The 17888-nt window shown below is 71.0% G+C and carries 13 protein-coding genes; 4 read left to right on the top strand and 9 right to left on the bottom strand.

Going from position 1 to position 17888, the window contains the following annotated elements; all coding sequences use genetic code 11:
- Window positions 1–21: 21 nt before the first annotated feature.
- Together FJV41_RS29190 and FJV41_RS29185 are read right to left on the bottom strand one after the other, a co-directional pair.
- Window positions 22–675, bottom strand: coding sequence for an SDR family oxidoreductase (locus tag FJV41_RS29190; RefSeq protein WP_141645852.1), 654 nt, complete (start codon window positions 673–675; stop codon window positions 22–24).
- A gap of 106 nt (window positions 676–781) precedes the next feature.
- Window positions 782–1993 (bottom strand): phospholipase D-like domain-containing protein, encoded by a 1212-nt coding sequence (locus FJV41_RS29185; RefSeq protein ID WP_246137489.1) that lies wholly within the window; start codon window positions 1991–1993, stop codon window positions 782–784.
- A 142-nt stretch (window positions 1994–2135) separates the two neighbouring features.
- On the opposite strand from FJV41_RS29185, the gene FJV41_RS29180 reads away from it, so the two are divergent.
- From FJV41_RS29180 to FJV41_RS29165, 4 genes are all read left to right on the top strand, one after another.
- Window positions 2136–2678, top strand: coding sequence for a DUF2378 family protein (locus FJV41_RS29180; protein ID WP_141645851.1), 543 nt, complete (start codon window positions 2136–2138; stop codon window positions 2676–2678).
- Between the two features lie 37 nt (window positions 2679–2715).
- Complete coding sequence (locus FJV41_RS29175) at window positions 2716–3375, top strand: exopolysaccharide biosynthesis protein (protein WP_141645850.1); 660 nt, start codon at window positions 2716–2718, stop codon at window positions 3373–3375.
- Window positions 3376–3525: 150 nt separating this feature from the next.
- Window positions 3526–7068 (top strand): serine/threonine-protein kinase, encoded by a 3543-nt coding sequence (locus FJV41_RS29170; protein ID WP_141645849.1) that lies wholly within the window; start codon window positions 3526–3528, stop codon window positions 7066–7068.
- Complete coding sequence (locus tag FJV41_RS29165; protein ID WP_246137488.1) at window positions 7061–7945, top strand: methyltransferase domain-containing protein; 885 nt, start codon at window positions 7061–7063, stop codon at window positions 7943–7945. The genes FJV41_RS29170 and FJV41_RS29165 overlap by 8 nt, the downstream gene beginning before the upstream one ends.
- On the opposite strand, the gene FJV41_RS29160 is transcribed toward FJV41_RS29165, so the two are convergent.
- The 7 genes from FJV41_RS29160 to FJV41_RS29130 form a co-directional block, all read right to left on the bottom strand.
- A complete protein-coding gene (locus tag FJV41_RS29160; RefSeq protein WP_141645848.1) occupies window positions 7935–8771 on the bottom strand; it encodes an SDR family oxidoreductase in 837 nt (278 codons plus the stop codon). The genes FJV41_RS29165 and FJV41_RS29160 overlap by 11 nt on opposite strands.
- A gap of 25 nt (window positions 8772–8796) precedes the next feature.
- The gene (locus tag FJV41_RS29155) at window positions 8797–9555 is read right to left on the bottom strand and encodes a lysophospholipid acyltransferase family protein (RefSeq protein WP_141645847.1); all 759 of its coding nucleotides are present in this window, start codon (window positions 9553–9555) and stop codon (window positions 8797–8799) included.
- A complete protein-coding gene (locus tag FJV41_RS29150) occupies window positions 9552–10520 on the bottom strand; it encodes a 3-oxoacyl-ACP synthase III family protein (RefSeq protein WP_141645846.1) in 969 nt (322 codons plus the stop codon). Before FJV41_RS29150 ends, FJV41_RS29155 begins: the two co-directional genes overlap by 4 nt.
- Window positions 10517–12436, bottom strand: coding sequence for a patatin-like phospholipase family protein (locus FJV41_RS29145; protein WP_141645845.1), 1920 nt, complete (start codon window positions 12434–12436; stop codon window positions 10517–10519). The genes FJV41_RS29150 and FJV41_RS29145 overlap by 4 nt, the downstream gene beginning before the upstream one ends.
- A 78-nt stretch (window positions 12437–12514) precedes the next feature.
- Complete coding sequence (locus FJV41_RS29140; protein ID WP_141645844.1) at window positions 12515–15688, bottom strand: efflux RND transporter permease subunit; 3174 nt, start codon at window positions 15686–15688, stop codon at window positions 12515–12517.
- Between the two features lie 9 nt (window positions 15689–15697).
- Window positions 15698–16834 (bottom strand): efflux RND transporter periplasmic adaptor subunit, encoded by a 1137-nt coding sequence (locus FJV41_RS29135; RefSeq protein ID WP_141645843.1) that lies wholly within the window; start codon window positions 16832–16834, stop codon window positions 15698–15700.
- A partial coding sequence (locus tag FJV41_RS29130) for a TolC family protein (protein WP_141645842.1) occupies window positions 16822–17888 on the bottom strand: 1067 nt, incomplete at its 5' end. The genes FJV41_RS29130 and FJV41_RS29135, both read right to left, overlap by 13 nt.

The following is a 17888-nucleotide window of genomic DNA, read 5'->3' as shown; positions in this document are numbered from 1 at the left end:
CCAGGCCGGCACGTGGAGAACTCACGCGCCGGCCGCCGCCACCTCCTGCCACAGACTGTCCCCTTCGAGCACCGTGTTCAGCGGTGCTCGCTTCTGGGCGACATGCAGCAGCACGGCGGCCAGCTGGTCCAGGTGGATGGGCCGCAGCCCGCCCAGCAGCGGCAGCTTCGAGAGCGTGCGCAGCAGCGCGGGCGGGCGGTGGTACTCGCCCTCGAACGCGGGCGGGCGCACCACCGTCCAGGGGATGCCGCTCTCGCGCACCAGTCGCTCTGCTTCCGCCTTCGCCTTCAAGTAGGCCCCCACCGGCCGGCCCGCGCCCACCGAGCTGAGCAGGACGAGGTGGTCCACCCCCGCGCGCTTCGCCGCCTCCACGAGCTGCCGCGTGGTACCGATATCGCTCGACTCGTACGTGTCCCCCGACGCGAAGCGCTTGCGCATCGTGCCGATGAGCTGGAGCACCGTGGTGCTCCCCTTCATCGCCTCCGCCAGCGGCTCGCCGCTCGCCAGTTCGACGACGGCCTTGCGCGGCCAGCTCCGCGCCGGCTCGGTGTCCGCGCTCTTGGGGCGCACGTGTGCAATCAACGGCACGTCGCGCGCCAGGGCCTGCTTCACCACGTTGCGCCCCGTGGCGCCCGTGGCTCCGGCGACGAAGAGAAGGCGGGATGGCTGCGTCATGGCGGCGGCTCCAGCGGCGGGAAGGGGTGGCCCCTCTTCAGCACACTGTCGCGAGGCTGCCCAGTCCACCCACGAGGCGACGCCGCCTATCGGACGTGTCGCGCGCTCAGCGCCGCGCCTGCCCGGAGTCGCCCACCTCGCGCGCGTGTGTCAGGTCCTCCAGGAAGAAGGCCTCCATCTGCTTCGCGGCGTCCAGGTCCTCCAGCACCAGCGAGCCCTCCTCCAGCACGTTGAAGGACAGCGGGTCGTAGTTGATGGAGCCCACCAGGACGAGCCGGTCATCCACGAGCATCGTCTTCGCGTGCATCATCGACGGCTGGTATTCCCAGACGCGCACGCCCGCCTCCAACAGCGACGAATACGTCGCTCGCTGCGCCACGGTGATGATCTCCTGGTCGTTGAGGTCCCCTGGCGCGAGCACGCGCACGTCCACCCCCGCGCGCGCCCTCTCCTGCAAGAGCTCCGACAGCGGCCCGTTCGGCGTGAAGTACGACTGGGCAATCCACAGCCGCTTCGTCGCCGCGCGCACCATCAACTGCGTCAGCCGCTCCGCGCGCGTCACCTCGGGGTTCGCGGTGCTGCCCACGAAGGCCGCCCAGCCCGCGCCCGCGTCGTCGAGCCCGGGCACCGGCTGCGCCAGCGTGGGGAAGTCGCTCACGGGCAACAGCTCGCCCGTCGTCTCCTGCCAGTTCTCCGCGAACGCTTGCTGCATCTGCTCCACCACCGGGCCCACCACGCGCGCGTTCGTGTCGCGCCACTCCTCCTCACGCAGGCCCTCGCCCAGCCACTCGTCCTGAATCGCCAGTCCGCCGGTGACGCCGACGCGGCCATCCACCACCAAGAGCTTGCGGTGGTTGCGCGCCAGGTTCTCGTCCGCGGGCAGCGGTCGGAACAGGTGCGCCCGGCAGCCCGCCGCCTCCAGGCGTGGCTTCACGTCCGTCTCGAAGCCCGCGCTGCCCAAGGGGTCCACCATCACCCGACACGCCACCCCCGCGCGCGCCCGCTCGGCCATGGCCGCCACCATCCGGTCCGACGCACGCCCCGGTCGCCAGATGAACATCACCAGGTGCACGGAGGAGCGCGCCTTGCGAATCTCCTCCTCCATCACGTCGAACACGGCGCCGTTGTTGGCCCACGTCAGCCGGTTGCCCGGCGCCATGCGCACGCCCACCGTCTGATACAGCGCCACCGCGAAGTCCGGCCTGTGTGAGCCCACCTCACCCGTGAGCTGGAACGGCTTCGGTCGCTCCTCCGTGCACGCGACGGGGCACCCCGTCAGCACCCACGCCGCCACCACCCAGGCCACCCACCCGCGCATGCGCCTTCGAGATAGGCACGCGCACCCCCTGGGTCATCCCCGAGGACGAGACAGATGTTCACCAGTGGATGTTTCAGTTCCCGCGAATTCGGCAACCTGCCGGATGCGGAGCGCGGTGTCCTGTGTCTAGCATCCGCCCGCCTTGGACACCCGCGAGCCTCTCGTCTTCCCCCAGAGCTTTGAAGGCCTCATCCGCGCGCTGGGAGACCAGCTCGATGAGCGCTGCGTCGGCCGGCTCAAGCAGGTGGGCATCGACACGAACGGACGGCTCGCCCCCGCCTATCCGCTGGAGGTGTGGCTGGGCGCGCTGAAGGTGGCCGCGGACACGCTGGCGCCTCAGATGCCGCTGGAAGAGGGCGCCGTCGTCGTGGGCCGCCGCTTCGTCGAGGGCTTCGGCTCCACGCTCATCGGCAGCGCGCTGCTCACCACCGTGCGCCTGTTGGGGCCTGAACGGATGCTGGCGCGGATGACGCGCAACCTGCGCACGGGCACCAACTACCTGGAGGCGTCGCTGGAGCCTCGGGGGCCCGGGCGCTACGCGCTCACCTGCCGGCCCGTGGTGGTGGCGGGCTTCTATGTGGGCCTCTTCCTCGCGGGACTCGAGGCCAGCGGCGCTCGTCACCCCTCCGTACAGGTCGTTCGTCGGGAGGGCGAGGAGGCGGTGTACGACATCGCCTGGAGCTGACCACGGGCCGGCCGGTCGTGGTAGTCAGCGGGCGTCCATGTCCACGCCCTCGTCGTCCTCGCCCTCCGCTCAGTTCTCCGACACCCAGACCCAGTTGTCCGCCACGTTGCGGTCCCTGGCCGCGCGGCTGCCCGAGTCGCTCACCGTGCGCGAGCTGATGCAGTCGTGTGGCGAGCAGGGCCTGCTCCTCTTCTGCTGCATCCTCACCTTCCCCTTCCTCCTGCCCGTGTCCGTCCCGGGCGTGTCCACCGTGTTCGGCGCGCTCATCGTCCTCATCGGCGTGGGTGTGACGTTCAACCGCGTGCCCTGGCTGCCGCGCAAGCTGATGGACAGGAAGCTCGCGCGCGCGTCGCTCCAGCCCGCGCTGGAGAAGGGCGCCGACGTGTTCACCAAGGTGGACCGCTTGAGCAAGCCGCGGCTGCTCGCGCTCACCCACGGCGCCAGCACCAACCGCTTCAACGGCTTCATGCTGTTCGTCGCCGGCGTGCTGCTGATGGCGCCGTTCGGCCTCGTGCCGTTCAGCAACACCCTGCCCGCGCTGGCCGCGCTGTTCTTCGCCATCGGCATTCTTCAGCGTGACGGTTACGCCATCCTGGCGGGCCACGGCATGACGTTGGGGACCATCGGCTACTTCGGGGCCCTCATCTTCGGCGCCATCCAGGGCGGCCGGGGCCTGGCGAGCCTCATCGGCCGCTGAACATTCCGGCAGGCGGGCCCTCCTACCCCGGAGGGCAGTGGGAAAGGCGCCCGGTGCCGGGTGTGTAACAACCCGTGTATCACCCGGGTGAAAGCAACCCCCCGGATAACCTGAATCTTCGTTATCATGCCGGCGGGCGGCCCCCCGCACATGCGTTCAATCCCACTGGATGCGACACAGCCTCGGTTCGAGGACCCGGCGCGCCGTCTCTTCGACGGCGAGGTCGTCGGGGGGCGCTACCGGATTGCCGACTTCCTGGGGCGGGGCGGCGCGGGCACGGTGTGGCGCGCGCAGGACTTGCTGAACGGCCCGGTCGCCATCAAGCGGCTGCACAAGACGGTGGAAGACCTGGTGAAGCCGCCCGTGGGCGAGAACACCCCGTCCTCCGCCGCGCGCCATGAGCTGGCGCTGTCGCTGGCCCACGAGTTCCAGACGCTGGCGTCGGTGAGACATCCCCACGTCATCAGCGTGCTCGACTACGGCTTTGACGCCGAGCACCGGCCGTACCTGGCCATGGACCTGCTGGAGGATGCGCGGCACCTGGTGCAGGCGGGCGTGAATCAGCCGCTCGACGTGCAGGTGGACCTGCTGGTGCAGACGCTCCAGGCGCTCGCGTACCTCCACCGCCGAGGCATCATCCACCGCGACCTCAAGCCCGCCAACGTGTTGGTGGCGCGCGGGCAGGTGAAGGTGCTCGACTTCGGGCTCGCCGTGGGACGCGAGCAGGTGCACCGCGCGCAGCCGGGCGGCACGCCAGGCTATCTGGCGCCGGAGCTGTTCGAGGACCAGCCTCCCTCGGAGGTGACGGACCTCTTCAGCGTGGGCGCCATGGCGTGCCAGATGATTTTCGGACGGCTGCCCTTCGACGGGAAGGCCCCGCCGGCGCCCCCGGACTTCCCGGAGGCGCTGCACGAGGTGCTGGAGCGCCTGGTCTCCAAGGACTCGCGGCGGCGGCCTCGCAGCGCGGACGAGGTCATCGCGGCGCTGTGCGCGGCCACCCATCGCCCGGTGCCCGCGGAGTCCGTCACCACGCGCGAGAGCTTCCTGCAGGCCGCGCGCTACGTGGGCCGCGCGCGCGAGCTGTCGCTGTTGTCCTCCGTGCTGGACGCGGCGCTGCTGGGGCATGGCGGCGGGCTGCTGGTGGGTGGAGAGAGTGGGGTGGGCAAGTCGCGCCTGCTCGACGAGCTGCGGCCCCTGGCGCTGGTGCGCGGCGCGGTGGTGCTGCGCGGCCAGGCGGTGGCGGCGGGCGGCAGTCCGTATCAGGAGTGGCGCCCGGTGCTGCGCTGGCTGTCCATCCTCACGCCGCTGGATGACCGCGAGGCCAGCATCCTCAAGCCGCTGGTGCCGGACCTGGAGCTCATCCTGGGGCGCGCCGTGCCGGACCCCGCGGAGCTGGGCGCGGAGATGGCGCAGGCGCGCCTGCTGCAAGTGGTGGAGGACATCTTCTCCCGGCTGACGCAGCCCACGGTGGTGCTCCTGGAGGATTTGCACTGGGCCCACGGGGAGTCGCTGCTGTTGCTGTCGCGGCTCGCCGCTCGCGCCACGGGGTTGCCGTTGCTGCTCCTGGGCAGCTTCCGCGACGACGAGGCGCCCACGCTGCCCACGCAGCTTCCGGGCCTGGACGTGCTGCGGCTGCCCCGGCTGGACGCGGGCGAAATCGCCGTCCTCAGCGAGTCGATGATTGGCCCGGCCGGTGGGCGGCCGCACCTGGTGGAGCTGTTGCGCCGCGAGACGGAGGGCAACCCGTTCTTCCTGGTGGAGGTGGCGCGCGCGCTGGCGGAGGAGGCGGGCGGGTTGGACCGGCTGGGTGACATGCCGCTGCCGGAGCGCGTCTTCGCGGGTGGCGTGCGACGGCTGGTGCGGCGGCGCCTGGAGAAGGTGTCCGCCAGCTCGCGGGACCTGCTGCGCGTGGCCGCCATCGTCGGGCGACAGGTGGACGTGGCGCTCTTGAGGCACGCGGCGCCCGGCGTGGATGTGGAGCGCTGGCTGTCGTACTGCGCGGCGGCGGCGGTGCTGGACGTGGCGGACGGACACTGGCGCTTCGCGCATGACAAGCTGCGCGAGGGCGTGCTGGAGGAATTGGCCGCGGCGGAGCGCCCGCTGTTGCACCGCCGGGTGGCGGAGGCGATGGAGGCGGCGCACCGCGATGGCTCGGAGCGGACGGCGGCGCTCTGCTACCACTGGGGCGAGGCGGGCGACTCGACGCGCGAGGCCGAGTACGCGCAGCGCGCCGGTGAAGAGGCCCTGCGGGTGGGCGCCTGTCGCGAGGCGCTGCCCTTCCTCGCGCGAGCGCTGGAGCGGGTGCCCGCGCGCGACGCGCTGCACCTGGGCCACCTGGAGGCGCTGCTGGCCGAGGCGCGCTTCCAGTTGGGCGAGCTGGCCGCGTTCCGGGGACACGCGGAGCGGGCGCTGCGGCACTTCGGCTGGCCGGTGCCCACCACGCGCCTGGGCTGGGCCCTGGGCACGCTGGTGCAGGTGGGTCTGCGGCTGGCGCAGAGCGCGCGGCCGGACGCGTACGACGTGGAGACGGAGGAGCGGCGGCGGGTGCGTCGCGTCGCTGGCCGCTTGTTGATGCGGCTGACCGACGCGTTCATCTACGGGCAGGAGGCGCTGCCGGTGCTCTGGGCGGGCCTGCGCATGCTCAACCTGTGTGAGCCCGCGGGCGCGTCGTCGGAGCTGGCGCGCGGCTACACCAACATGGCGGTGGTGGCGGGCACGGTGCCGGTGCGTCCGGTGGCGGAGGCGTGGGTGGGGCGGGCGCGCGAGGTGGCCGAGCGCATGGGCAACCCCGCGGACCTGGCCTACGTGCTGTGTCGCAACGCCGTGTACTCGACGTACATGGCGCGGTGGGCGGAGGTGGAGGCGTGGCTGGAGCGGGCCATCGGCATCGTCGACTCGGTGGGTGACTTGCGGCTCGCGGAGGAGTGCCGCGCGCTCCTCACGGTGGTGTCCTGCTACCAGGGGAAGTTCCACAAGGGCCTGCCGCTGATGGACTGGCTGGAGCACTCGGCGCGGCGGCGCGGGGCGCTCCAGACGCAGCACTGGGCGCTGCACTACCAGGGGTACATCCATCTGCGCCTGGGGGAGCACGCGCGCTCTCGCGCGGCCCTGGAGCAGACGGTGGTCTGGACGGAGGCGCAGGGCGGCCTCACGGACCGCATCATCCTGGACGGCTCGCTGGCGCTCCTGCGGCTGCGCGAGGGAGACCTGGCCGGCGCGCGGATGGCGGCGGAGAAGGCCCTGGCGAAGCTGGTGGCCGGAAAGTCGGTGGCGCACTTCATCTACTTCCCCGTCACGGCGGTGGCGGAGGTGCTGCTCACCCTCTGGGAGCTCGAAGGGGGCCGCGACGTGTCGCTGCTGGAGAACGCGCGGGCGGCGTGCCGCGCGGTGGAGAGCTTCGCGCGCGTGTTCCCCTTCGCACAGCCCGCGGCGAAGTTGTGGCGCGGGTTGGAGGCGTGGCTGTCGGGTGACGCGCCTCGCGCGTACGAGGCGTGGCGCGAGTGTGTCGCCATGTCGACGGCGAAGGAGACGGCGTACGAGGAGGCTCGCGCGCGGTTCGAGCTGGCGCGGCACCTGCCGCCCGAGGACCCGGCGAGACGTCCGCACCTGACACGCGCACTGGAACGCTTCGAACACATGGGCGCGCAGGACGACCTGGCCCGGGCGAGGGTGCTACAAAGTCTGGGTGCGTAGCGGATTGGAAGCAGGGGACGTCGCGTTGCTGGCCTGCCCGGCCTGCGCCGGGACACTGGTGTTCCACGGCCAGCAGGAGGAAGGCCGCCTGTCGTGGGGCTGGCTGCGCTGCGGAGGGTGCGGTGAGGCGTGGCCGGTGAAGCGCGGACTCGCGCGGCTGTATCGCGAGGAGTCGGTGCGCGGCACGGACCGGCTGATGCGAGTCATCTACGACGGGCTGCCGGCGCTGCATGACCCGCTGACGAAGGTGCTGACGCCGCTGCTCCAGTCCGTCACCGAGTCGAAGATGCGCGCGGGCTACATCCGGCGCCTGGAGCTGGGCGCCTTGCGCCCCTCCGAGGATGGAGCGCCCCTTCGCATCCTGGAGGTGGGCGTGGGCGCCGGAGCGAACCTGCCGCTCATCCGTCGCGAGCTGGGCGCGGGACAGGAGGTCCAGGTCTGGGGCGTGGACCTGAGCGAGGGCATGTTGGGCCGCTGCCAGCATCGGCTGCGCAAGGGGAGCTACCCGGGCGTGCGGTTGATGATGGCGGACGGGCACTCGCTGCCGTTTCCCTCGGGCATGTTCGACCGGGTGCTGAGTGTGGGAGGGATTGGCGGCTATCGAGACCCGGCCGCGGGACTGCGAGAGCTGGCGCGCGTGGCGAAGCCGGGCACGCCGGTGGTGGTGGTGGACGAGCAGATGGACGCGGCCCACCGGCCCTCGCTCCTCCAGCGCGCCGCGTTCCGCGCGATAACGTTCTACACGCGCGACGCGCACTGTCCCCGGGAGCTCTTGCCCTCCCGCGCGACGGACGTGTTGGAGGAACAGGTGTCGCCGTTCTTCTACTGCCTGCGCTTCCGGATGCCGAAGCTCGCGGTGGTCCCCGTCACGGGTTGAGCACCAGGTCCAGCAGGCGCAGCGTCATGCCCCCGGTGAAGTCGATGGTGGCGCCGTTGAACCAGCCCGCTTCGTCACCGGTGAGCACGCCGACGAAGTTCGCCACCTCCTCCACCGTGCACATGCGTCCCGCGGGATTCATGCGCGCGTGGGCCGCCTCCAGTCGCACCAGGGCCTCGGGTGAGTACACGTGTTTCAGCGCGGGCGTGAGCACCGTGCCGAACTTGAGCAGGTTCACCCGGTGCCCCTTGCCGCCCAGCTCCATCGCCAGATAACGCACGTACATCTCCAGCGCCGCCTTCGACGCGCTGATGAGCGCCGTGTTCGACAGGTGCGTCTCGTCCAGCGAGTTCTGCAACCCCAGAAGCCGCGCGTCCGGCGCCAGCATGTCCTCGGCCACCAGCGCCTGCGCCCAGTACACGAACGAGTGCGCCATCGTGTCGAACGTCCTGCGCATGCGCCGCGCGTGGAGCCGGTCCTCGCCCTCCGACAGGAACCGCCCCACCGATGCGCCTGCAATCGAGTGGACGAAGAGCTTCACCGAGCGCGGCCCCGCCACCTCGCGCAAGGCCTGCACACCCGCCTCCGCCGCCTCGGGCGTGGACGCGTCCGCCTGCCACAGCAGCGCGCGTCGTCCGGCCTCCTTCACCTGTCGCTCCACCAGCGCCGCGTTGTCCACGTAGCGGCCCCGGTGGACTCCAAACACATCCAGCCCCGGCTTGCGCGCCACCGCGTTGGCAATCGCCGCGCCGGTGCCCGAAGAGGCCCCCAGGATGAGCGCCCATGGTCGCTCTCCCTTGCCTCTCTCCTCCTCCGAGTCGCTCATCGCCCCTCTGCCTTCCCTGCCTCGCTCAGTCCATCGCCTCGGGCCGCCGGCCGCGTGCCCGGTCCAAGAGCGCCTGCACGGCGCCCGCCACTTCCTGGTGTGCTTCCAACATCGACTCTCGCTTGCCCGCGTCGAAGCCCGGCTCCAGATGACGCGTCAGCGGCTCCCCCACCCACTGCGTCATCTTCACCGGGAAGGGCAGCGACAGCGGCCACACCCCCGTCGCGCCCAGGCCCAGCCACAGCGGCAGCCGCGCCGGCATCCCCATGCGTCTGCCCAGCGCGTACCCGTCATTGAGTCCCAGGTATGCGTCATCCATGCCGCTGCCTCCCACGGGGACGATGGGCAGCCGGTAACGCACCGCCAGCCGCAGGTAGCCCAGCCGCTCGCCCCAGCTCACCTGGTAGCGATGCCGGTAGCTGCGACATCCCTCGCGTGTGCCTCCAGGTTGCAACAGCACATGCTCGCCTCGCGCCACCGCCTCCGCCAGCCGGGGGTCGTCTCCGGTGACGAAGCCCAGCCCGTCCACCACCGCGCGCATCCCGGGGATGCGTTCGAAGGCGCCGTGCGCCACGCCGTGTGGCAGGTAGCCCAGGTGCTCATGCAACGTCACCGTCAACATGCAGAGGTCCACCGCGAGGGGGCGCCCGTGGTAGCCGACGATGAGCTTGGCGCCCGGACGCAAGAGCGGCTCCAGGTTCACCACCTCGTAGCGGTGGTAGCGCCGCAGCCACCCGAAGGCGCCCAGCCACGCGGCGAGAGGCAGCCCACCGGCGCGCGTCATCCTCCCACCCGGTACAGCACCGCGCCGTGCGCCACGCCCGCGCCCACGCCCACCATCAGGACGCGGTCCCCGGCCTTCACCGGCCGCGTGCGCCACAAGCGGTCCAGGCTCGTGGGCAGCGACGCGGAGCCCACGCTGCCCACCGTGTCCACGACGCGCACCCCGCGCGCCGCCTCCACGCCCATCGCATCCAGGACGACCTCCAGCATCCGCCCGTTGGGCTGGTGTGTCAGCACCCACTCCACGTCGCGCAGGGCCACCTGGGCCTCCTCCAACACCGTGCGCGCGGCGCGCAGCAGCGCGTCCAGCGCCACGCGCGTCATCTCCTTGCTGGGCGTCAGGAAGCGCATCCGCTCCGGCTTGCCCGTCGCGTGCGGGTTCTCCAGCACCACGTCCGTCGGCAGCGAGCCGTCGTTGCCCAGCGCCACGCCCAGCACGCCTTCCCCGGGCCGCCCGGCCCCGAGCACCGCGGCGGCGGCGGCGTCTCCCAGCACCAGGTAGGGCCTGGGGTCGTCCGGCGTCGTCGTGCGCGACAGCAGCTCCACCGAGACGACGCCCACCGGCCCCAGCCCCGTCGCCACCGAGCGCGCCGCGAGGTCGAACGCGCTCAGGAAGCCCATGCACGCGTTGCTCAGGTCCATTGCGTCACAGCTCCCCGACAGGCCCAGCGCCGCGGCCACCCGGTTCGCCGTGGCGGGCGTGGTGACATCCCCGCCCATGGACGAGACGCAGAAGATGCGCCGCAGCGCCTTCGCCTCCAGTCCCGCCGCGACGAGCGCGCCGTGGAGCGCCTCGGCCGCGACGTCCGCCGCCTTCGTCCCCGGTGGCGCGAAGTGCCGCGAGCGGATGCCCGTCTTGCGCAGCACCTCCGTCGCGTCACGGCCCACGCGCGCGCACAGCTCCTCGGTCGTCACGGCCGGGCCGGGTTGCAGGCTCGCCGTTCCCAGGATTCGCACGGGAATCATGCCGCCTGCTGTCCTCCACAGCGCCGCCCGTGGGGACCGCAGTGCAGGCGCATCTGCTCCCAGTGGGCGCGCAGCTCCGTGAGCTTCCAGGCCAGCGCTTCATCCGACGCGGCGCGCTTCAGGATGTCTCGCGCCTTGGTGAACTCCATCGCCGTTCTCAGCGGAGTGTCCGCTGACTGGATGTCGTAACTCACGTCCGCCATCAAGCTCTCCGCGTCACCGCTGCGATGCAACAGCAACACACCGCTGGCAACAAGGTCCAGCGCCCTCGATACAGGATTGAGACCCGCGAGGAATCGGCCCACCCGGCTCTCCGGCATCCAGGCTGTTTCACGCAGGCCGAAGGGAAAGATGTTGCTGGAGAACACGAGGTCCGCGCCCGCGCTCACCAACACGCTCGCGGGCACCATGCTGGTGAAGGCCCCGTCCACGTAGCGTGCGGGAGGCACCAGCGTGGGCGCCCAGAGTCCAGGCGCCGAACCACTCGCGCGCACTCCCCGTGCCACGGGGCCGCGCTCCAGCGCCACGCACTCGCCGCTCGTCAGGTCCGTCGCCACCGGGAGGAAGCGGATGGGCAGCTCCTCCAGCCCCACGGCTCCCAAATCTTGCGTCACCAGGTGCTCCAGCGAGTACGTGGTGAAGACCGCCGCCATCGCCGCCAGCGACAGCCGGTGGCTCATGGCCCGCTCCTCCAGGCGGTGCAGGCCCTCCAGGCCGCTGTGGCCATCCAGCGCGGTGCCGCAGAAGTAGGCCCCCACCAGCGAGCCCATGCTGGAGCTGCTGATGAAGTCCACCGGCACGCGGTGCTCCACCAGCCAGCGCAGGATGTGGACGTGGTAGAAGCCCCACACGCCGCCGCCGCTGAGCGCCAGTCCCACGCGACGGTGGGTGATGGCCCGGGCCCAGCGTGACAGCGCGTCCCGCTCCGCGGGGCTCAGGCCCACCTCCGTCAACGGCCTTGCGTCCACCTTCAGCGTCGCCAGCCGCCGCAGGTCCATCCTCAGGCGACAGGGCGGCAGGACATGAGCGTCCGCGCGGGGGCCTTCGTGAGGCCGGCCTCGCAGCTCGGCTTCCCGCGTCGGATGTCTCGGGTCGATGACCACCGTGGGCAGCACGCGGTCCTTTCCAGGGCGCGGCACCCGGGTGTTCTCATGGTGTGTCACCAGGAGCACGTGCTTGTCCACGAGCGGCGCGCTGCCCGTCACCTGACAGCCGTCCAGGAAGACGTAATGCGGGTCGTGCTCCCGGGCCAGCTCCCGCAGGCGCGCCACGCTCAGGCGTCCCGGCGCCCCTGGTTCGGACGCCGGTACCGTGGCGCGCAGCACGCCGTCCGCGCCCTTCACCGGCAGCTCGTCCGAGCCCGACTCCGCCGTGCGCACCAGCAACACCCGGTCCTTGAAGTCGTGGGTGATGACCTTGGCCACCAGCTCGATGAGCTCGGACAGCGGCGTGTCCCGCACCTCGCTCGCGAACGTCACCACCTCCACCTGCGGCAGCGGGTCCTCCTGCTTCGGTGGCTCCGCGTGAGCCAGCAGTCGCTTCAGGTCCTGCCTCAGCCCCGCGCGTGCCTGGACGAGCGTCCACACGCCATCGCGTGGAAAGAAGAGGCCCTTGCAGGCGGTCGCCGCGCGCGCGGTGACGGAGTAGTGGCCGCCCATCAGCGCCTCGAACCCGAGTGGGGTTCCAGGACGCAGTGTCAGCAGCAATTCGCCGTCACGGTGTGCCTCCAGCTCTCCCTCGAGCAGCAGGAAGAAGCCGTGGGCCTCCTGGCCTTCCTCGCACAGCACCGTGTCCTTGGCCCAGGTGACATCCCAGGCCACATCCAACATCTGGAGGAGGACGGTGTTGCTGGTGTGCCGCAATGCGGGAGCGCGCTTGAGCGCGTACAGCCGACGACGCTGGACGTCGAGGGGCATGGAGCGGGCCATGAATCGCCGGAGGATAGCGAACCCTCCGGCTTGGGATATTGGGTCGTATCGGCCCCGCCACGTGGCTCAGGCCGGCTGCGGACGCGGCGGCTCGTTGGGCGGTGGTGTTCCTCCGCCATCGGGCCGTGCGTGTTCGTGCCGCTTGAGGAGTCGGGAGCGCGTGGACTCCACCACCGCGTACAGCACGGGGATGAAGATGAGGTTGACGAAGGTCGACAGCAACATGCCGCCGAACACGGTGGTCCCCAGGGACTTGCGCGCCGCCGCGCCCGCGCCCGAGGCGAGCACCAGCGGCACCACGCCCATGAGGAAGGCGAACGACGTCATCAGGATGGGACGCAGGCGCGTGCGCGCGGACTCAATCGCGGAGTCCATCACGCTCCTTCCCTCGTGGCGCAGTTGCTCGGCGAACTCGACGATGAGGATGGCGTTCTTGCTGGAGAGTCCGACGAGCATCACGAGCCCCACCTGGCAGAAGACGTCGTTCTGCAGGCCGCGCAGGTTCTGGAACCCGAGCGCACCCAGCATGGCCACCGGCACCCCGAGGAGGATGACGAAGGGCAGCGCGAAGCTCTCATACTGCGCGGAGAGGACCAGGAACACGAACACGATACCGAGTCCGAAGATGAGGAGCACGCGCCCACCCGCCTCCTTCTGCTCCAGCGACAGGCCCGTCCACTCGTAGGTGTACCCCTCCGGCAGCACCTCGCGCGCCGCGCCCTCCATGGCCTCCAGCGCCGCGCCGCTGCTGGAGCCCGGGGCCGCCTGCCCGTTCAATTCCGCGGAGCGATACAGGTTGTAGTGCTGGATGTTCTGCGCGCTGGTGATGGGCTTGATTCGCACCAGGGCCTCCAGCGGCACCATGTCCCCGCCCGCCGAGCGCACATAGAGCGCGCCAATGTCCCTGGGCTCGCTGCGGAAGGGCATCGCCGCCTGCACGTACACGCGATACACGCGGCTGGAGAAGGTGAAGTCGTTGACGTACTGGCTGCCCAGGTACACCTGGAGCGTGGAGAAGAGCGAGTCCAACGGCACGCCGAGCGACAGCGCCTTCTCCCGGTCCACCTGGATATCGAGCAGCGGCGTGTTGGCGGTGAAGGAGGAGAACACCCCGCGCAGCACCGGGGCCTGGTTGGCCTTGCCCACCAGCGCCTCCGTCGTCTTCGCCAGGTCCGACAGGGAGCGTCCGCCCAGTTGGTCCTCCAGGACGAACTCGAAGCCGCCCACGCTGCCCACGCCTCGGATGGCCGGAGGCTGGAAGGGCAGCACGCGCGCCCCGCCAATGCCGATGAGCGGACCGCGCAGCCGCTCCACCAGGCCCGCCACGCTCGCTTCGCGCGTCTTGCGTTCGTCCCAGGGCTTCAGGTTGACGAAGAGGGTGCCGTAGTTGGCGCCGGTGCCCAGGAGCGAGAAGCCGCCCACGGTGAAGATGTCCACGACTTCGGGCTGCTTCTTCAGCACGTCCTCCGTCTGGAGCAGCACCCGCCGCGTGTAGTCGAGCGACGTGCCCTCCGGGCCCTGCACGGCGACGATGATGTAGCCCTGGTCCTCGTCCGGGATGAAGCCGGAGGGCGTGGCCCGGTACACCAGCACGGTGCCGACGAGGCACAACGCGAACACGATGACCACCGGCCACTTCAGCGGGCCGATGAGCTTCTCCAGGAGCCGGCCATAGCTGTCGCGGAAGCGGTCCATGCCCTTGTCGAACTTGCGGAACGCCAGCCACTTCTGGCCCTCTTGAGGCCGCAGCAGCCGGGCGCACAGGGCGGGGGAGAGCGTCAGCGCCACCAGCGCGGAGAGGCTGATGGAGAAGGCGAGGGTGAGCGCGAACTGGCGGTAGATGGAGCCGGTGGTGCCCGGGAAGAAGGACACCGGGACGAACACCGCGGACAGCACCAGGGCGATGGCCACCACGGCGCCGGCCACCTGGCGCATGCCCCGCTGCGTGGCCTCGCGCGGCGAGTAGCCCTCCTCCATGGTGCGCTCCACGTTCTCGATGACGACGATGGCGTCGTCGACCACCAGACCCGTGGCCAGCGTGAGGCCGAAGAGGGTGAGGGTGTTGAGCGAGAAGCCGAACGCGCTGACGAAGAGGAAGGTGCCAATCAGTGACACCGGCAGCGTGGTGGCGACCACCAGCACGCTGCGCCAGCCGTGCAGGAAGATGAAGATGACCAGCACGACGAGGAGCACCGCCTCGCCCAGCGTGACGAGCACCTCTTCAATCGACGCCTGCACCGCGACGGTGGTGTCGAAGGCGGCCTCGTACTTCATGCCCGGGGGGAAGCTCTTCTGCAGGCGGTTGAGCTCCGCGACGACGCCGTCGCGCACCTCCAGCGCGTTGGAGCCCGGGAGCTGGAAGATGCCCAGACCCACGGCGTCCCGGCCGTTGAAGCGCAGCAACTGCGCGTAGTTCTCCGCGCCCAGCTCCACCCGGCCCACGTCCCGCACCCGCACCAGCGAGCCATCCTGGCCACGCTGCACCACGATGGCCCCGAACTGCTCCGCCGTGGCGAGCTGCCCCTGCACCTGCAACGTGAACTGGAAGTTCTGCCCCGGAGGCGCCGGCTCCTGGCCCACCTGTCCGGCGCCCACCTGCACGTTCTGCGTGCTCAGCGCCGCCACCACGTCGGAGGCCTGCAGCCTGCGCCGCGCCAGCTCCGTCGGGTCCAGCCACAGCCGCATCGCGAAGCGCCGCTCGCCGAAGATGCGCACGTCGCCCACGCCCTTCACGCGCAGGAGCGCGTCGCGGATGTAGACGTCCGCGTAGTTGCTCAGGAAGCCCGTGTCGTAGCGGTTCTCCGCGTCGAACAGGCCAAAGGCCATGAGCAGCTGCGTCTGCGCCTTGTTGACGGTGATGCCCAGCGCGTTGACGGCGGCGGGGAGCTGCGGCGACGCGGTGGCCACGCGGTTCTGCACGTCCACCGCCGCGATGTCCAAATCGCGGTCCTGGTCGAACGTCACGGTGATGCTGCTCTGCCCCGTGTTGCTGCTGGTGGAGGAGATGTAGCGCATCCCCTGGACGCCGTTGAGCTGGCGCTCCAGCACCGTCGTCACGGCGCTCTCCACCGTCTCCGCCGACGCGCCGATGTACGTCGCCGTCACCTGCACTTCCGGCAGCGACAGGTCCGGGTACTGCTCGATGGGCAGCGAGGGGATGCTGATGGCCCCCGTCAGCGTGATGAGGATGGACAGCACGCTGGCGAAGATGGGCCTGCGGATGAAGAAGTCAGTGAACATGCCGTCCTCTCACTGGCCCGCGTCGGAGGCGCCGCCCACACCCTGGCCCTCGGGCTTCGCGGGCGTGGGTTTGATGGGCTGGCCATCGCGCAGCAACTGCAACCCCGTCACCACCACCTGGGCCCCGGCGTCCAGCCCTCCCGTCACCTCGTAGTCGTTGCCCGTGACTTCTCCCACGTCCAGTGGCGTGCGCTGCGCGACGGTGCCTCCGTCGGCCGAGCCCACCAGGTACACGAAGGACTGGCTGCTGATTTGAGTCACCGCGACGGTGGGAACGGTGAGCGCCTCGCGCGATGCGTACACCACGCGCGCGCGCACCAGTTGCCCCGCGCGCAGCCTGCCCGTGTTCTCGAAGGCGGCCTTCACCTCCACCAACTGCGTCGTCGCGGCGGGCGTGGGCGCCACGAAGAAGGCGGGCGCGGACACCAGCACCTTGCCTTCCGTGTCCAGCACCTCCAGCGGCGTCTTCCCCACCTGCACGCGCTGGGCGCGGTCCACCGGCACCTGCACGGACAGCTCCAGCACCTTGCTCTGGTCCAGCGAGGTGAGCCGCGTCTGCGGCGTGACGTAGTCGCCCACCTTCACCGGGATGTCTCCCACCACGCCCGCGAAGGGCGCGCTCACCTCGTAGAAGCCGAGCTGCACGCGCTGCGACTGGATTTGCGCTTCAATCGCCCGCGCGCTCGCCTCCGCCTGCTGCGCCTGCGCCACCGCCTGGTCATAGTCCTGGCGGCTCTGGAGCCCTTCCTTGAGCAACTGCGCGCTGCGCTCCCGGGTGCGCCGGGCGAACTCGCGCTGCGCCAGCGCCGACGCGCGCTGGGCCTGGGTGGCGCGCAGCCCCGCCTGCTCCCTGCGCGGGTCCACCACCAGCAGCACCTCGTTGCGCTGCGCGCGAGAGCCGGGCCGCACCGGAATCGCCTGCACGTAGCCGGCGACCTGGGGATACAGGGAGATGCTGCTGCGGGAGATGAGCGTGCCCACGTACTCACCCGCCTCCTGCACCTCGCCGGGTGACAGCGCCAGCGTCTGCACGGACAGGGCCGTACCCGCGCCGGCCTGCCCGCCCTGGGGGCCGTCCCCCTCCTTCGAGCCCTTGCACCCCGCCAGCGCCAGCGCCACCGCGCACCATGTCCTCACCAGTCGCATGCCGCCTCCGCAAGGAATGCCTCGACGCGCGCCTGCTCCAACTGGAACTCGCGCACCACCAGCGCCAGCTCCGCCTGTCGCAGCGCCGCCGCTGTCTGGATGAGCTCCAGGCTGGTGCCCGTGCCCACCTCGAAACTGCGTCGGGTGAGCCTGTCGTTCTCCTCGGCCAGTACCCGCTCCTGCGACGAGATGTCCCGCGAGGCCTGGGAGACCTTCACGCCACGCCGCGCCTGGGTGACCTCCACCGTGACGGAGCGCTCCAGTTGAACCACCTGCTGGCGCGCGACCTCCGCCTCCGCGCGGGACTGTCGCAGCAGTCCCTCGCGTGCCCCGCCGTCCCAGAAGGGCAGGAGCAGGCTGGCTCCGATGTTCCAGATGGGCACGTTGACGAAGTCGTCCTCCACCGTGAGGGCAATGGTCGTGCTCGTCAGCGATATCGAGGGCGCGTACTGCGCCTTCACCGAGCTGACCTGCCGCTGCGCCACCCTGAAGCGCGAGCGCGCCGCCGCCAGGTCCGAGCGCCCCTCCAGTTCTGGAAGCTGGCGGCAGTCCTTCCGCGCGCTCTGGAGCAGTTCGTCCACGCGCACGCCCTTCGCCAGGCCCACCGCCTGCGGCAACCCGAGTGAGAGCCCGAGCGCCTCGCGCGCCTGTCGTAGATTCTCGTCACCCAACACGACGAGGGCGCGCGCGGACTCGGCGTCCTGCTTCACGCGCACCACGTCCAACCGGGTGCCCGCGCCCAAATCCAACCGCCGCTGTGCGAGGGCGAGCCGCTCCAGCGCGGTGCGCAGGTTGACGCGGTTGACCTCGGCCAGTCGCTCCTGCGCGGCCACCTGCACCAGCGCCCGGGCGAGCGCGCCGCTGAGCTGACGCCGCGTCTCCGCGAGCGACCACGCCGCGGCGCGCTGGGCCTCCCTCGCCGTGCGCCGTGCGTCAATGGCCTGCAGGTCGAACAGCGGCACGGAGGCCGAGAGGATTCCCGCGAACGGCGGCTGCGTGGGTCTCAGGGCGCTGTCCGTCCCCGTGCCCCCGCCGACACCGCCGCCAATGCCTC

Source organism: Myxococcus llanfairpwllgwyngyllgogerychwyrndrobwllllantysiliogogogochensis, assembly GCF_006636215.1.
GTDB lineage: Bacteria > Myxococcota > Myxococcia > Myxococcales > Myxococcaceae > Myxococcus > Myxococcus llanfairpwllgwyngyllgogerychwyrndrobwllllantysiliogogogochensis.
Note: the sequence above shows the minus strand (reverse complement) of the source record. Positions and strands in the feature narration are given on the sequence as shown.

Coding starts and splice junctions, on each gene's coding strand:
- FJV41_RS29190 (WP_141645852.1), bottom strand. CDS start 675: ATGACGCAGCCATCCCGCCTTCTCTTCGTCGCCGGAGCCACGGGCGCC.
- FJV41_RS29185 (WP_246137489.1), bottom strand. CDS start 1,993: ATGCGCGGGTGGGTGGCCTGGGTGGTGGCGGCGTGGGTGCTGACGGGG.
- FJV41_RS29175 (WP_141645850.1), top strand. CDS start 2,716: ATGTCCACGCCCTCGTCGTCCTCGCCCTCCGCTCAGTTCTCCGACACC.
- FJV41_RS29170 (WP_141645849.1), top strand. CDS start 3,526: ATGCGTTCAATCCCACTGGATGCGACACAGCCTCGGTTCGAGGACCCG.
- FJV41_RS29160 (WP_141645848.1), bottom strand. CDS start 8,771: ATGAGCGACTCGGAGGAGGAGAGAGGCAAGGGAGAGCGACCATGGGCG.
- FJV41_RS29155 (WP_141645847.1), bottom strand. CDS start 9,555: ATGACGCGCGCCGGTGGGCTGCCTCTCGCCGCGTGGCTGGGCGCCTTC.
- FJV41_RS29150 (WP_141645846.1), bottom strand. CDS start 10,520: ATGATTCCCGTGCGAATCCTGGGAACGGCGAGCCTGCAACCCGGCCCG.
- FJV41_RS29145 (WP_141645845.1), bottom strand. CDS start 12,436: ATGCCCCTCGACGTCCAGCGTCGTCGGCTGTACGCGCTCAAGCGCGCT.
- FJV41_RS29140 (WP_141645844.1), bottom strand. CDS start 15,688: ATGTTCACTGACTTCTTCATCCGCAGGCCCATCTTCGCCAGCGTGCTG.
- FJV41_RS29135 (WP_141645843.1), bottom strand. CDS start 16,834: ATGCGACTGGTGAGGACATGGTGCGCGGTGGCGCTGGCGCTGGCGGGG.